Below are 16812 nucleotides of genomic sequence, written 5' to 3'. Positions count from 1 at the left end.
GGTATGAGTTATACTGCTAATGCCGCGCGCTATGATTGTTTGCCTCGTCAACGATGTGGGCAGTCGGGAGTTGTTTTGCCACAAGTTTCATTGGGTTTATGGCATAACTTTGGAGGTGATGTTAGCAGTTATCAGGCTGGTAAATTGTTGTGCCATGCATTTGATAAGGGCATTTACCACTTTGATTTAGCTAACAACTACGGGCCACCTCCTGGTAGCGCTGAGGAATGTTTGGGCAAGGTTCTGAAATCCCAGCTGGCTGGGTATCGTGATGAGTTATTGATTTCTAGCAAGGCTGGTTACGATATGTGGCCAGGGCCATTTGGTGATTTTGGCTCACGGAAATATTTAGTTTCTAGCTGTGATCAAAGCTTGAAGCGACTAGGGCTGGATTATGTTGATATTTTCTATCATCACAGGATGGACGCCGATACCCCCTTAGAGGAAACGATGGGAGCTTTGGATTATATCGTACGCAGTGGCAGAGCTCTGTATGTGGGACTTTCTAACTACGGTGCGGCCACTTTAGCACAAGCTAGCAAAATCCTCAAAAAGCTAGGCACACCGTGTGTCATCGTGCAGAACCGCTACAGCATGTTAGCTCGCGAGATAGAAGGTGGCTTTCTCAAAGAATGTGAAAATCAAAAGCTCGGAACGGTGGTCTTTTCGCCACTGGCCCAAGGTTTATTGAGTGACCGTTATCTAGCTGGAATTCCAGCTGGTTCACGTGTCGCGAGCAATAGCCCGTTTCTCAATAAAGGAGATTTGACTGATTCGCGTTTGATTCAGCTGAAATTGCTTAATGAGATAGCAGATGCTCGTGGGCAAAGTTTGGCGCAAATGGCGATTGCATGGGTGCTGCGCCAGAAGGCAATTTGCTCGGCATTGATCGGAGCCAGCCAAGCTCAACAAATTGATGAAGCCTGTGGAGCTACTGATAGGCTGGATTTCTCCGATGACGAACTGGCTTTGATAGAGGCTTTGATCTAAGACAATGATTATCTATTGCTTTTGAACTCAGCAAGAGCGTCAAGCGCTTGCTGTCGCCCTTTTTGATGGTCGATGATGGGGTTCGGGTAATCTTTATCCAGCTGGACACCGTAGCTGATAAGTTCGAGCGGCGGGCAGGTCCACGGTTCGTGAATATATTCGTTAGGTAGCTGCGCTAGCTCAGGTATCCACTTTCTAACGTAGTCACCAGAGGGGTCAAATTTTTTCCCCTGAATGATGGGGTTAAAAATACGAAAATAGGGAGATGCGTCCGCCCCGCATCCAGCAACCCACTGCCAGCCCATAGAGTTGTTAGCAAGATCGGCATCTACTAAGGTATCCCAGAACCAGCGTGCGCCTTCTTGCCATGGCTGCAGGAGGTGTTTGACTAACAATGAGGCGGTGATCATTCGCACACGGTTATGCATCCAGCCAGTTGCCCACAGCTCGCGCATGCCGGCATCAACGATAGGGTAGCCAGTTTCACCTTTCTGCCATTGTTTGATGATGTCTTCATCGTAGTTCCACGGGAAAGCGTCGTACTCTGGTTTCAGTGCACGGTCTGTGCTGTGAGGAAAATGATAGTGTGTGTGGGCTGAGAATTCTCTCCAGTATAGCTGGCGGGTAATGCCTTCGACGATTGCAGCATCATTGCCAAATCTATCATTAAGAGAATGCCAAAGCTCACGTGGACTCAGTTGACCAAAGTGCAGGTAGGGGGAGAGACGGCTCGTTCCGTCGATAGCTGGCGTGTCGCGAGTTTGTTGGTAGTTAGGCGCCTTGCTGAGAGATTTCTTCAAGCTGGCTTCAGCGCCCTGATGGCTGGCTAGCCAATTTTTATAGAATCCCGCATCCCAGCTGATAGATGGAAGAAGGTTTAGCTCAGAGACAGCTATTCCAGCTGGCCAGTAGTCTGGTTGTAAACTAGCTAGACTGACTGGGCTAGGTAGTGGTTTTTCCGGTGGCTGGTCCTTTAAGCTTTTCCAGAAGGGGGTGAAGACTTTGAAATGACCACCACTTTTGTTTTTTACCTCGTCTGGCTCGTAGAGCAGGCTGTTATTAAATGATTTTGCTAGGATGCCTGCATTTGTGAGTGAACTTTTGATCTGCCTATCACGCTGACAGAAATGGGGTTCATATCGTCGACTCCAAACTATCTGTTTGGCGCCAGTTTCTTCTGCTAGCTGGATGAGAAAATCAGCCAGCTGGTCTTCGCTCTCTAATGAATAGATAGTCAGCTGCGAACCTAATGACTCTAGCTGGCTCGCTAGGTCTTCAAGGGCATGGTGAAGCCACCACTGGCTCGCCGCGCCATCTCGCCATACACCGCCGTCGTCCTCGGCGTGTAGATAGACGGGAATGATTGGCTGGCCTAGCTCAATAGCATATAACAGGGCACGATGATCCGCTAAACGAAGATCACGGCGAAACCATAATAGGGTGGGTGAAGTAGTCATAAAAAAAGCCGCAGATAGAATCTGCGGCTGAAGGTAGGTCACGATTGACTTGCGTCAAGGGGTAGACTAACCTGATTTATTTAGTTTTAGTTCAATAAGGTCTTTGTCATCTCTTTCTATTTGAGCAGCATTTTGTCTCATTAGGTCTATTTTGACTAAGTTTCCTTTCCCGCTTGGGTTAGTCTTTGGCCATATGAAGTAGACACTTCTCCCTTTCTTTGTAGGGAAAAGATAGGAGTTGACTGCTAGCTTAGCGGTCTTATTATCGCTGATGTAGACTTTGAAGGGTAAATTACCAACATGGCCGCTACTTATCTCATGAGCCTTAGCTTGTTTTGGGTTGATGAAGATTTTGTTTTCATTCTTTTTGCCAAAAACTAGAGCAACTTTAGACTTTGTTAAGTTTATAAAGTAGGACTTACCCCCGCTAAAGGCTTTTGAGTTGTCGTCCAATGTAATAATATCAAATAGTTGTGTGCCGTCGTCCTTTCGTTCAGTTGGTACAAACACAAGGAGTGGTTGTTTAATACTGGGTGAAATAGAAGCTTTTGCTATGATGTTTAACTTTCCGTCTTCATTTAGAGGCTTATCTCTATCATAGAATACAATTTTATTAGTCTTCGCTATTTTGTAAAACGGAGACCTTTGTTTTCTTTTAAAGGTTACTTCATTAGATTCGTCAATGGGACCATAAGCCAAATTTTCAGGAGTTGTACTAACTGAATAAACTTTGAAAAACATTGGCTGTTTATCTTGAGCGTTTGCGAACGCATGTAAAAATAGAATGAAGATCGTGATATATTTCATGTTTTTAAAATTTAGATTTCGTTTCTAGACAGCCATTTGAATGATATGACGTTCATTTTTCTACCGTAGTTAGTGGCATTAGATGTGTCAGGAGTCCATTTGCCTAGCCCTGTGGTAGCAAGAGGAACAACAGGTGCTGGTGTTCTTTGAATGATAGCTTCACACCATGCTTCAGCGATTATAGTACCGTTACGATCAACAGAGTCACCATAAGCCCTGATTTTGAATGTGTCGGAGCGAGCTGAAATGTGTGAACCTATGGCTTGGAGGATATCAGATTGGAGAATAAAGCTGGAGCTTGATGCGGCATCGAGTTCAGGGAATTCTTCTGGAAGTTTAACGACATACTTACGTGCATTTGAGGTTACTGATTCAGTCGTAAAGCTTTTAGTGCGCCCTTCAGATTTTCTATTTAAGCTGTCATTTGTTCCCGCTTTCCTGAGCGCTCTCTGAAGCAGTCCGCATGTTTGGTATTCAGGTCTAGAGGAGTCAGGCATACGGTTAACGAAGTCAGCTAGGCTTAATATAGGAACGCTAGACGAGCTGCTAGATCCTTTGTTTCTAGAGGCATTCTCCTTCATCACGTCCTTAATTTCAGAAACAATAGCTTCAGCAAGCTCTGTAATCTTATCATCAGAAAGTTGTGAAAATGCTACCCATGCTTCGTCGTCTGTTGGAGATGGGCTTTCGATTCCTTCTTGTAATGAGAGGTGGTTCCTCGGGATCAAGGAGGTCTCCGCAACGTCGAGGTCATTAATATTTCCTTCAGGGTTAATAGAAATCGTTTGCCCGCGGTAGCCTGATAGAATTGCTTTCCATGCCTCAACAGAAGTTGAGTTGATATTGAAGCTACCTTTGATCCCCATATATGCAGATGCGTATTTATATGCATCGGGATCGTTCAGAGCTGTTTTAATATCACTTGATGTTTCGCCGTTAGAAATGAAAGTAATGCGTTCATTAGCTATGGGACTGTTACCGTCAATCCAATCAGAAATGGCCAGCTCTATATCCTCATCACTTTTTGCAGATGAACTGTTATAGGAAGAGTCCGTTGATTTTGGTGATATGGACGAGAAGAAATAATAATCCCAGATGGCTTCGTTAGTATGGAAGGCTGCATCGAAGGGAACATAATTATGTAGGTATCCTTTATTGTCAGTATACTCTCTCTCTTCGAAGGTGTTAGCAATGCTGCCAATATGAAGGTTAGGAAATGAATTTCCAATGACTAAAGCTGGCTGGTTTCCTTGGTCATAGAGATTGGCATGTTGCAGCGAACCTATTGATATTAGAGGTGCTGTAGGAATACTTAATGCTGTGACAGTAGTTTGACCTTCATCGTTCATTCCTCCGCCCCAAGTCGTAGTGCCTCCTTGTGGAGCGAGGATGTTCATTAGCCGATTGGGTAGTTCATCTAATTCGCAGTAATCAGCATGAGAACTTTTATATGGTGAGTAAGCTGATGAACCTGGGGACGCTTGTATTTCTACATCTGCGCTATTTCTGATATCTACTCCGCAGTCAGATACACATAATGGATTATTCAATACGTAAGTAGGGAAGCCATATGCTGTCTCAGAAGAAGTGGTACTAGCTGTGTAGTTAGCAGGAATTTCGTATTCAAAGGGTTTAGTATAAAAATCGTAATAGTTAGTAGGTTGTCCAACTTCGTCTTCACCCGTCTCGTAATCTATGGCAAACCTTTTAGGCGCGTTTTTACAACAATCCGCTAGTGATTTTACAACGCTTCCTGTAGAACGACCCTCTAACCAAACACCTCTCGAAGTGTAGACCCGATCACGATCAGACCCATTATACATATCTAAACGTTGAATGAGGTAACCACCATAACAGCCATAGAGTTGTAGAGCAAAATCATCCCGAATGTACTGAGAGTGATTAAAGGCATCGTTTTCGTCCCAGTTGCCGTATTTATCTTCATTGTATCCAGCTTCGCCCGGACCAGGTAGGTCTGTCGCCATTAGGTTAGCGTAGCTTCGACTTGCTGGTTTTAATTCGTAGTAGAAGCCGCCGTCAATATTTGCACCTGAAGATAGCTCTACCAACTCATGTTCATTTTGAAGAGCCTTCAGGCCATTAGGAATGAAAAGTTTGATTTCACCAGGTTTGTACTTAATTGCCGGAATCTTTAAAGTTGCTTCACCTAAGTTTCCATTAGTAACGTATTTGTCATTGTCCAAGTCTAAGGATTTATTTTTTTTCACCAATTTTCCCAAAGTGCCATCAACTTTAAATTTTGTGTGTAGGTCGTTAGGATTAGGGTCTTCTAGTAGTATGTACATTCTACTACTACCAAATCCAGGGCTATAAGCCATGTCTGGACAGTCGATGGAAACATCATAGGGATTGTGGAGAATAACGATTGGGGTGACGACCACCTTGCTGATACGCGACCAAGCTCCAGCTTGGTCAGGTGGTGTGGATGTTGGCTCTGTTATGACTGAAAAGTAATAGAGAACGCGGTTAATGTATGGGCTGACATTTGGTTTTGTGTTCCGGGTGACTTCATAGCTTGTATTAGATTTTTTTGATATCTTATGTGTATTGGTGTCTTGGTTTCTATAGCCAATACGATCTGCATTCATATATCCCGTATCAGCAAGGTCGTTATTATATTCTGAAGCATTAGGGTAGAATGGGAATGCTGAGCTTAAAGTTGGCGAGGAATCTTTATTTTCTACATCTTTGTATAGTCGATAGTAGGTTCTAAGCATGTCCATTGTAGGACCGTATATGAGCCCTTCTGTAGAATTGCCATTAGATACATTATCAACTGTGAAGATAAGCCCAACATCTCGTGTTCCTGCTGAGCCAAAGGGAGCATTTTCATAATTATACGCTGTATAATTATCAGGTTCTAAATCTTCAAAATCACTATCTGACTTTTCGAATAATAAGGAGAGGTCGATTTTTAATCCTCCATTGTCGACAACGGCCGTCTTGCCGGTACCGTATTGGCTGCTAGGGTCGCGAGTAGTAGTTGCAATTCCCAGAGAATGAGATGAAATGTCATGGAAGTGCGACTTTCCGACTTCCTGACTACTTACGTGGGCGACTGATTGAGAGCTAATGAGTTTGACTATTTTTGGATCATCGACTTCAAGATTTTGTTTAGAGTCTTTGATTTCAGTCATTACTTCAAAAGCTGAGCGCTGAGTGCCCATAGTTGCTAATCGATCATCTCTGTCGTCAGATGTCTGTAGGTCGATTCTAGCTTTGACACCTTCATCTCCTATCCAGTAGGCGTAATGGCCCGTGGATATATCATTGGTAGTATCTACGATTTCAACTTTAGGAACGATTACCTCGTCTTCAGGATTTGTAGAAATGTCCGCGCTGCCGTCGCCAACTAAGGTTACATAATTAGGCAGTCCATTTGAGAGCGAGCTATCAATTAGATTTTGGCCGTTAATGTTAGTGTAGTCTGCTGTAGTTGAGCTTGGTTTAGAAACCATCCAGCCGATAAATTCGCCGGCTTTCTTTGGAGTGGTTCCGGTGGTTTCGTCAGCTGAGCTCCACACGCCCATCCAGTGGTTTTTGCCTTGGCCTGGTGAGTCGTCGATATCGCCTTCTGCAGTGACCCTAGTGTCTGGGCCGGCGGCTTTTTGTAGTTCGCCGATGGCGATCATGAGGGCCATGCGGGCGTTGGCTCTAGCTTCTGACATCGCATCACCATGGTTAGATGAGCGTACTTCAACCGTGCTCAGGCTGAGCATGGCGAGCGCGGTAACAGCCATTAGGGCCATCACTGCGATGGTGGCGATGAGGGCAAAACCGGCTTTTTGGGGCGATTTAATTTGCCTGCTTACATCGCATTTTATTTTACATGGGAAATGTTTGTTCATGGCTGCAATCGTTCGTTAATAACCAATGTAGTCACAATGTATTCATCTGGGCAATATGGAATTTTAGCCGGAAATAGTTCAAATAAGAAACACTTGACCGATAATTGTCCCTAGTCGTCAGCAAAATGACATTATTCTGATAGAAGAAATCCGCTTGTCTAATGCCTGATGAAGGTGCTGAGATCCTTATCATACATGAACTTACACGTAATATTAACTAGGATCTTTCATGAATTATATTTCATGAAAGATTAATCCATATTTGTTCACAGTTAGCCTATCTAGCCATTTGCTGTGCTCTGGTGGGTGTTAAATATTGGAGTTTTGAGTTAATTATTTGTCCAAATTTATTGAAAGTTGGCTGCAACCAAATGCGCTTTGATTGGTTGAACGCTGCTAAACCGCGCCAGTTTCACCATTGCCGCGGCTAATATGCATTCTATCTGATTTATCTAATCTAGCTGGTGTGGGGGATGAATTTACTGAGCATTCATCTTTGGCTAGTGGCTCGTACGTAGAATGAAGTTAGCTCAATTAACATGCTGAGCTAACGACCTATCATGGGCTGCTTGATGGGCACTGCTGCTTCACTCTATCTGCAGATTGTTTTTGCAGATCGCAGCTAGTGATTGGATCATAGCTAAGTAGCTAGATATTATTAACGAGCTTGCACTTTCTGGTCCCTTTGCGGCTAAAGAGCGATCAGGCGCGATCAGCCAGACGACCTTAGGCCTTCCGACTGGCCTGCGTCAGAGCCATTCGCTCCGCTATCTTCCTTTTGGCCTGTGTTTTTAGTGATCTAGTAGCCAGCTGCGCGACCAGCTCAGGCGTGGGCTAGAATAATAATGCAGCTCGCCATTTCGACGATTTAAGTGCTCACACAGGATATGACTAACTAAGTATTATAGCTTTATTTCTACCAGCCACTTTTAGATAGCTAATTTTCACGCCTCAGCGCTAACAAAAGCGTGATTCGAAATGAAACCCACCTCTAATGAATTAATATCTGTTGGGAAATGCACTAGCTGAAGTAGCTATTGAACCTGCATATTTTTTAGATTTAGTCTGTCTTGTTTCATTTGCGCCTCGTTTTGTCCGAGGAGTTCAAGTTTTACAAGATTGCCGTTTTTGTGCGGTGTATTTTTCGGCCAGATGAAATAGATATTCCTCGTCGTATGGCTAGGAAATAGGTACGAGTTCATGGCCAAGTTAGCCTTTTTATTTTCGTTGATGAAGAGTTTGAATGGCAGGTTGCCTTGATGGTTCTTACTTAGAGAATAAGTCTGGCAATTTTTAGGTTTGATGTGGATTGTTTTTGGATCTTTTTTGCCTACCACAAGCGCAACTTTATTCTTCGTTAGATTGATGAAATTTGATTTTCCCGGGCTGAAATTCTTAGGGTTATCATCCACTGTGACAATATCGTATTTCTGCGGTTGATCCTCTTTTTTCTCCAAAGGCACAAAAACAAGTAGCGGCTCTTTGACGGTGTTGGGTATCGTTGCTGAGCCAACAATATTTAATTTTCCTTCATCGTTAGTTGGCGCGCCCTTTTCGTAAAAGACGATTTTTTTACCCTTTGGGGTTTGATAGAATTTAGACCGTTTCCTTTTAGAAAACTCGAGTTCAGTAGATTTGTCTACGGGGCCAAATGCCAGTGGTTTGGATATAGTGCCAAGCGAATAGACTTTGAAATAAAGTGGGGCCTTTTCTTGTGCGAAAGCACAGGAATATAACAATAGAAATAGTAGGGTGAGAAATTTCATCGAGGTTGATGGTTAGATTTCGTTTTTGTTAAGCCATTTGAAAGCGACGACTTTCATTTTTCTTCCGTAGTTAGGCAGCGTTGAATTTGATGTATCAGGTGTCCACTTGGCAATCCCCGTGGTTCCCACGGGGGTGACGGGAACTGGCGTACGCTGGACAACTGCTTCGCACCAAGCCTCGGCGACAATATTGCCTTTGCTGTCTAGGCTGTCGCCATAGGCTCTAATTTTGAATGTATCTGAGCGCGCGCTAATGCTAGATCCGATAGCTTGCAGGATGTCTGACTGCAGAATGTAGCTGGGGCTGGATGCTGCGTCTAAGGCTGGGAAGTCTTCAGGTAACTCAACTTCGTAATCTCTAGCGTTAGGGGTGACGGCTGCGGTGGTAAATGCATTTGTTGTTCTAGACGCTGAATCTGTTTCCAAGGTCTCGTTGATCTTGGCTTTGTGAATGGCACCTTGTAGCAGGCCAGATGTTTGATATTCGGGCTCAGATGAATCAGGCATGCGGTTAACAAAGTCAGCTAGACTCAGGAAGGGCACTTTAGATGACCCCTTAGCGGCGGTGAACCTCTGAGCATTTTCCTCCATGCGTTCTTTGAGCTCAGTGACAATGGCCTCAGCAAGTTCTTGAATATCGTCATCACTGAGTTTGGCAAAGGCTAGCCAGGTATCCTCGTCAAATGGCTCCGGATCAGAGATGCCTGCTTTGTTTGGTAAGAGTGTGCGCGGTAGGGCTGAGTCCGTATCATTGTCATGAGTCTTAACTTTGCCGTTAGGGTTAATGTCTAAGGATTGGCCTCGGTAGCCAGCTAGCATCGCTTTCCACGCCTCAACGGAGGTGGAGTTTACGTTAAACGCTCCCAGTAATCCTGTATAAGCGGAGGCAAATTGATAGGCTTCTGGCTCTGCGAGGGCTAATTTGACATCGTCTATGCTTTCTCCATTTGCGAGAAAAACAATGCGCTCATTGGCTAATGGTTGGGTGCCGTCTAACCAGTCGGATATCACTTGTTGAATGTCGGCTTCAGCATCAGCTGATGAATCATCGTATGCACCTTGATCCGATCTAGGCGCTATGGATGAAAAATAATAATAATCCCAAATGGCTTCATTAGTGTGGAAGGTGGAGTCAAAAGGGATATGGCATTTGCGGTAGCCATTGTTGTCTACGCGGCTTATTTCCTCAAATGTAATGGCTAGGTCTGTCAGCTGTAAATTGGGAAACGAGTTACCAATGAGCAAGGCTGGATGGTTTCCCTGATCAAATAAGTTAGCATGTTGCAGTGAGCCGATAGATACCAGCGGTGCTGTTGGAATGCTGAGCACGGAGATATGTGTCTGACCTTCATCGTTATAGCCACTTCCCCAAGTCGTAGTTTTGCCATCAGGAGAGAGCAGGGCGGTTATCTGTTCTTGTCTCGCGGCGCTGCCGCTATAATCTGCATGGGTGCTCTTGTAGGGTGAATAGACAGAGGCTCCAGGGGACGCTTGTCTTGTAATGTTACCAGATGCTTTGTTATCTATACCTGAATCCGAAACGCACATCGGGTTGTTGAAGACAAAAGTTGGGAAACCGTAAACAGCTGCCGCTGAACTCTCAGAGTCCATATAATCACGAGGTAATTCATAATTATATGGTTTGGTGTAAAAGTCGTAGTAGTTTGTAGCTTGCAGCGGCTCGTTCTCAGCTGTTGCGTAATCTAGAGCACTACGTTCTGGCGCACCGTTTCGTAAGCTTGATAAGCCGCCCGTGGAGTGACTTTCTAGGTTGACCGCTCTGGATGTGTAAATTCTGTTGAGATTGCCCCCTTGGTAAATCTCTAATGACTGGATGTTATGTTTCGTGTGGTAGGCAAAGAGCTTGAATTGATCATTCGCGTCAATATTTTGCGTTTCCATGTAGGTGCTACTTTTGTCACCTTCTGCTACGTCATCTGGTTTTTTAATTTCAAAAAAGGCACCAGAACCAAGGCTTACGCCTGTTGAGAGTTCCGCGAGCTCGTGCTCATTTTCCAATGCCTTCAGGTCGTTGGGCATGAATAATTTGATTTCACCAGGTTTGTAACTACAGGCTGGGATTTTAAACACAGCGTCTTCGGTATTGCCGTTAGTGACGAGCTTTTCTTCATGTAATTTTATAGACCCGCCTTGAGGCGCAAGCAGTTGGCTTTCCTGAAAGTGTGGACGGTAGGCCATGTCAGGACAGTTAATCGAGATATCGTAGGGGTTGTGGAGGATAACAATAGGGGTGATGACTACTTTGCTAATGCGATAACACTCATCATCCGTGTCGTTATGGGTATCAGAACCGCCAGAGCCGTCAGTTCTTTTAGTTTTTTCAGTGATTACGGAAAAATAATAGAGCACCCTATTTAAATAGGGCGCGACATTAGGTTTGGTATTGCGCGTGACATCGAAGGTCACAGCATAATTGCCATCTTCCGCCTTCTTCTCTGAAACCCGGTGAGTATTTGTATCTAGGAAGCGACGACCTAGGCGCTCGGCATTGATGTAGGCGGTCAGTTCGTAGTTATTATCAAACTCAGTAGCATTCGGGTAGAAGGGAAATGCCTGCTTGAGTGTTGGCTGGGATTCTTTATTTTCGACGTCTTTGTACAAGCGGTAATGGGTTCTGAGCATGTCCATGGTGGGGCCATAGATCATCCCTTCGGTGGAATTGTCCTCAGTGACACCGTCAACGGTGAATAATAGCCCCACGTCGCGTAGAGTTGAGGTGCCAAAGGGAGCATCGTCGTATTGGAAGGCTGCGTAATCTGCTGGCGTCAGGGCTTCAAAATCATTATCTGATTTTTCAAATAACAATGAGAGGTCAATTTTAAGCCCACCATTTTCCATCACCGTAGTTGTTCCTGAGCCATACTTGGTGTTGGCGTCGCGGGTGGTTGTTTGCAGACCCATCGAGTGCGAGGTGATATCGTGGAAGTGGCTGATGCCGGCTTCTCTGTTGGACATGTGGGCGATGGATTGAGTGCTTAAGAGTTTACTTATTTGAGGGTCATCAACGGAAAGATCGGATTTTGACTCTTTGATATCGGTCATGACCTCAAAGGCTGAGCGTTGTGTGCCCATGTTTGTCAGCCGATCATTTCTTCCTTCCGTGCTTTGTAGATCGATGCGCGCTTTGACGCCCTCGTCGCCGATCCAGTAGGCGTAATGACCTGTTCGGTTTTCAGTGGATGAGTCGATGATTTCCACTTTCGGAGCGATGACCTTATCTCCAGGTTTGTCATTGATGTTGGCGCTGCCTGCACCCACAAGCGTAACTGAGTTGGCTAGACCATTGGCAAAAGTGTCATCGAGAAAACTTTGGTCGCTGATATGTGAGTATGCCAGTGGCGTATTGGGTGGGTGTGAAACCATCCAGCTGATGAACTCACCCTGATCCTTCGCGTCTTGGCTACCTGTTTCTTTAGCGGAGCTCCACACGCCCATCCAGTGACCTTTGCCTTCGTCGGCTTGGTCGTCGATGTTTCCTTCGGCTGTGACTCTAGTATCTGGCCCAGCTGCTTTTTGGAGTTCACCGATGGCAATCATCAATGCCATTCGTGCATTCGCTTTTGCTTCAGCCATGGCATCGCCGTGGTTGGATGAGCGAACTTCCACGGTGCTCAAACTCAACATGGCTAAGGCGGTGACAGCCATGAGCGCCATGACCGCAATCGTTGCAATGAGGGCGAATCCCATTTCGCTCTGCATTAGGTATGGTCTAGACGCTAAGTTTGTCCTCATAGGTTTGAATTTGCGTTAGTAAATTAATAAGCGTTTGCTAGTATGAAATGTAGGCACAATGTATTTGCTGGACAATGTCGAAATCCTTCTCATTACGACATTAATTTTCACCCTGAAACAAAAGTTTTGTTTGATTTCGTCAGTTTTTCCCTAGTGGAAATGTATTGTTCTGGGTCTAGCTGGGCTGAATGATAGATAAGTGAGTTGGGTAAGGGTAAGTATAGGGGGCGCTGGGTGGAGCGGATATCTTCGATGGGGACTAAATCGTTTACCTGTCTTTGTTTGTACGCGTCGATACATACGTTGGGGCGTTTATCCTTTTATCTAATTATTTACCGACAGATTTGTGAAAATCAGCTGGTTTAAGTTAAATTTGGATGGGTTAGCGAGGTGGGGAAGGTTAGTTGCTGCCTGCGTTGTAACGGTGTATTTGCCTGTAAGTTTATCGTCAGCGAACCGTTATTGCCTCCGCTGCTCAGCTGGCGGCGGGATGAGGGAAAATGTGCCGGTTTACTCTTTTATGTGAGCTTGAAAAATTTCACCTCAGGGTGGCACGTAGCTGGAAAACAAGGCAGCTGAAAGTGAGTGGGCGTGGTCAATGGATTCTACTGACCAAAACCCCGCGCTAGCGGTCAAGGAGAGGGCTGAAAACTGAAGCTAGCGCTGCTGGCTAGAATCTGACCTAGTGGCCAAAAAATGGGCAAAAAAATAGCCAGTCATTGCTGACTGGCTAAGTTAGTGAGTGGTAGCCCTACTAGGACTCGAACCTAGAAATACGGAATCAAAATCCGGTGTGTTACCGATTACACTATAGGGCTGTTACTCCTTGTTGGCCTCCCTTCGGCGGCGCGGCGAATCTTTAAGGGAATTTCTGAAGAAATGCAATAAATAAATGCATCAAAAGTGATTTTTTTTTCAATCGAGTTTAGACTTTGGCATATGCCTAAGAATTGCGTGACAATCGTCTAATGAGGGCTAGAGTATCATCCATCATTCGCTTGGTTCTGTAGGCGATTCATTATCATTAATTTAGCTATGTTAAGAAAAATTTCCCTAATCCTGTGTACTGCGTTGTTGGCTGTTTCGTGCGGTTCAAAAGACGTTTCATCGCCTCCTGTAGAAGCTGAGGTGAAAAGTTCTGCGAATAGCAATTATTCAGCTCCGCGAGTGAAAGGACCGCCGGAACGCAATCCAGATATCAACCTTTCGAGTGATTTGTCAGCTGCGAGCGGCGTGACTCATACGCGTGGATCATCAGCGACTCCATATGTAGCGCTGACCTTTGATGACGGCCCACACCCAAGTTTGACTCCACGCCTTCTGGACATTTTGCGTGATCGCAATGTGAAGGCGACATTTTATGTCGTCGGTACTAATGTTGACGCATACCCACAGATTGTGCGCCGCATTGTAGCGGAGGGGCACGAAATTGGTAACCATAGCTGGAAGCACAATAACTTCACTAAGATGTCAGCTGACCAATGCCGCGATTCATTAAACAAATGCCGCGACTCTATTGTGAAAGCATGTGGTGTGCAGCCGCGCACATTCCGTCCGCCATACGGAGCGCTGCGCCAGGACCAACGTCAGTGGATTTTCAACGAGTATGGTTATCCTACTATTCTGTGGTCAGTAGATCCACTGGATTGGAAATACCGTAATGCTTATCGCGTAGAGAACGAGCTGGTCAATAAAGCGCACAATGGTGCGATTCTCTTGGCCCACGATATTCACAAGACGACTGTGGATGCTGTGCCAGGTACGATTGATAGGCTGATTCGCAAAGGTCACACCTTTGTGACTGTTTCTCAGCTCTTAGCTCAGCCAAGCGGTGTCGCTCAGGCTGCAGTAACCCCGTGATGGATTAGCCCAAAGCTAGTCGCATTGGCGAATAGAGCATGATTGGCAAAGAGTACTTTAGCAAAAAAAAGCAGTTGTCCGAGCTGGATCAATCGATCCGTGAGTTTGCTGGGCGAATAGGCTTTGACGAATATCCTGCAAGTCAGGAAGAGGCCCTTGAGGACTTGAACCGCCCTATCCTCACCATGGTTTGTGGTGAGGTGAATGCGGGCAAGTCGACGTTGATGAATGGGCTTTTTGGTGGCGAGCTGTGTAAGGCTAGCTTTTTGCCCGAGACCAAGCAGCTGCAGTGGTTTCGTTACGGAAAAGAAGATCGTGATGTAGAAACTGAAGTTTTGGTATGTGAAAAGTACCGCTCGAACGAGTTTCTCAAACAATATAGTTTTATTGATACGCCAGGCCTGAATGCCGGTGATGGCGCTCACCACGGTGAGATGCTCAAATTTTTGCCAGAGGTAGATTTAGTCCTCTGGGTATTTATTGTCAGCAACCCATGGACGGCATGCACCTGGGACTTTTTGGCGAAAGTGGACAGCGATGTGCTGGATAAGTCGGTGATTGTGCTGCAGCAGGTGGACCGCAGTAATAGTGGCGAGCTGAAAACCATCATGCACCATTTGCGTGATTTGTCAGAACAGAAAGTTGGGCGCGCGCTGCCAATGTTGGCGGTGTCTGCTGAGCTGGCAACCAAGGCGCAGCAAAGAGAACCGCGCGATCAGGACATGTTTTTTGACAGTGGCGTGTTGCAGCTGGAAGATTATCTGGCTGATATTGTGGATGCTTCCGCGAAACGTCGTCATTATCTGGCTCAAGCCTCACGTGGGCTAGGTCAGTGTTTGCGAGAAATGGATCGTTTCATGGATGCTCATGGTGCGAGATTGCGCGACAATAAAGGATTCCTGATTCAAGTAGAGGAAGAGCTGGATATCTTGCGCGCTCGTCAGCGTGACCAGCTGGAAGATAAATTTGCCGACATGCGTGAGGTTTTCTCTGCGCAGCAGGAAAATATCATCGATATCGTGCGCAAAAAACTGCGACTGCTGCCAAGCATGGTGAGTTTGTTTGTGGAAGACCGTGTTGGTCGCCAGATCGAAGCGGTACTGCAGGCTGAAATCCGCAAAGCTGTGGAAAAAGATGCCGCGCGAGTAGGCGATGGTATCCGCGAGGAATGCCGCATGCACTGGGATAGTGTGCTGCCGCGCGTGCAAAATGAACTTGGCCTCGACTTGCCAGTTTTCAAAGCCAGCTCAGCTGGATTTGATGAGGTGAAAAAGAATTTTGTCACCAGCATGGGCGAGGTTTCAGAGCAGTCGATTATCCAGCTGAGGCTGCGACGCTCATTAGAAGAGCAAATGGAGAAACGCCGCAATGTGCTGCAGCGCTGCATGTCATCCATCTTGTTTTTATTCACTCTAGCTGGTTTGCTGGGGGCTTTTGTAGAATTTCTCAACCCATGGCTCTCGCTGGCCATTCTCATGGGTGTGCCCGCGCTGCTGGTTTACATGAATGTGCGCGCACTGCGGTCGCGGCGCCGAGTATTGGCTTTATTGTCTGATCGTCTCGACGACTCACCTGGTGATTTTGTAGATGGCATCCGCGAGGAATATTCGCGTGGTCTGCACGACTTTTATGTCGAGTACGGTGGCATGCTAGAAATGGTCAAAGGTGACCTCGTCAAAGCACTCGATGATTTAGCAAATAATCAAGAGCGCTGGAACGAGTTGTTTCTTGAGTTCCGCGACGTCGAGAGCCGCATGTACTAGCCATCACCTCTGGCCTAGCTAGCTGGATGGACGGCGTGGTTTTCATCGCTTGCATTTTTGTAGTTGTAAGTTCATGTTGATGGCGTGAACCGGAAGCAAAAATCATTGAATGGATTAGTCATCAAAGGCGGAGTCATTGCTGCGATGGCTTTGTTATGTCAATGTACGCCATTTGCGCAGCCAGCGCATTGGCCAATGGATGTTGAAATTGACCGTGATGAATATCGTCCGCTGGTCGAGCGTACTCGCAGTTACAGCGAGCTCACTGTGCCAGATGAAGCCTTGCTCACCTTCCTGAGTGATCGCGATAATGTGATGGATGCACTGGGGGAAAAAGCCAGCCGCGACCATTCTCACTGGCAAGTAGCCGAAGTCTATTTCACCGAAGCTGGTTTGCACGCATCTGTCTTATGTGAAGATGGATATACGCAAAAACCATTGTATTTTCACTACAACGAAAGTGAGAAATTGTGGTACCGCGTCAAACACCTTGAAGATGCCCACGGCAAAGGGGTGCCTGCTGCCAAGCTGAAATAATCTAGCTGGC

9 protein-coding genes and 1 tRNA gene are annotated in these 16812 nt (G+C 45.9%); 4 read left to right on the top strand and 6 right to left on the bottom strand.

Going from position 1 to position 16812, the window contains the following annotated elements:
- The first annotated feature begins 3 nt into the window (after positions 1–3).
- Positions 4–990 carry an aldo/keto reductase gene (locus tag JIN82_RS01295; RefSeq protein ID WP_200309824.1) on the top strand — a complete coding sequence of 329 codons (987 nt, stop codon included), beginning with the start codon at positions 4–6 and terminating at the stop codon, positions 988–990.
- A gap of 8 nt (positions 991–998) precedes the next feature.
- Here the strand turns inward: JIN82_RS01295 and JIN82_RS01290 are convergent, their stop codons facing one another.
- The 6 genes from JIN82_RS01290 to JIN82_RS01265 all read right to left on the bottom strand — a co-directional run bounded on the left by JIN82_RS01290 (position 999) and on the right by JIN82_RS01265 (position 13460).
- Complete coding sequence (locus JIN82_RS01290) at positions 999–2447, bottom strand: cryptochrome/photolyase family protein (protein ID WP_200309823.1); 1449 nt, start codon at positions 2445–2447, stop codon at positions 999–1001.
- Between the two features lie 66 nt (positions 2448–2513).
- Positions 2514–3254: a hypothetical protein gene (locus tag JIN82_RS01285; protein ID WP_200309822.1), complete on the bottom strand. Its 741-nt coding sequence runs from the start codon at positions 3252–3254 to the stop codon at positions 2514–2516.
- 11 nt (positions 3255–3265) lie between these two features.
- Entirely contained in the window at positions 3266–7123 is a 3858-nt protein-coding gene (locus tag JIN82_RS01280; protein ID WP_200309821.1) for a hypothetical protein, read from the bottom strand.
- Positions 7124–8157: 1034 nt separating this feature from the next.
- Entirely contained in the window at positions 8158–8889 is a 732-nt protein-coding gene (locus tag JIN82_RS01275; RefSeq protein ID WP_200309820.1) for a hypothetical protein, read from the bottom strand.
- A 12-nt stretch (positions 8890–8901) separates the two neighbouring features.
- The gene (locus JIN82_RS01270; protein ID WP_200309819.1) at positions 8902–12642 is read right to left on the bottom strand and encodes a type II secretion system protein; all 3741 of its coding nucleotides are present in this window, start codon (positions 12640–12642) and stop codon (positions 8902–8904) included.
- Positions 12643–13385: 743 nt separating this feature from the next.
- Positions 13386–13460 (bottom strand) — tRNA-Gln (locus JIN82_RS01265).
- Positions 13461–13770: 310 nt separating this feature from the next.
- Here JIN82_RS01265 and JIN82_RS01260 point away from each other — a divergent pair.
- The 3 genes from JIN82_RS01260 (at position 13771) to JIN82_RS01250 (ending at position 16802) form a co-directional block, all read left to right on the top strand.
- Complete coding sequence (locus tag JIN82_RS01260; RefSeq protein WP_325099454.1) at positions 13771–14502, top strand: polysaccharide deacetylase family protein; 732 nt, start codon at positions 13771–13773, stop codon at positions 14500–14502.
- A gap of 38 nt (positions 14503–14540) precedes the next feature.
- Entirely contained in the window at positions 14541–16265 is a 1725-nt protein-coding gene (locus JIN82_RS01255) for a GTPase (RefSeq protein WP_200309817.1), read from the top strand.
- Between the two features lie 84 nt (positions 16266–16349).
- Positions 16350–16802 carry a hypothetical protein gene (locus JIN82_RS01250; RefSeq protein ID WP_200309816.1) on the top strand — a complete coding sequence of 151 codons (453 nt, stop codon included), beginning with the start codon at positions 16350–16352 and terminating at the stop codon, positions 16800–16802.
- Positions 16803–16812 lie beyond the last annotated feature (10 nt).

It is taken from the genome of Persicirhabdus sediminis, from assembly GCF_016595495.1.
Taxonomy (GTDB): Bacteria; Verrucomicrobiota; Verrucomicrobiia; order Verrucomicrobiales; family Akkermansiaceae; genus Persicirhabdus; species Persicirhabdus sediminis.
The sequence above is the reverse complement of the archived record's forward strand: the minus strand, read 5'-3'. Positions and strand labels throughout refer to the sequence as shown.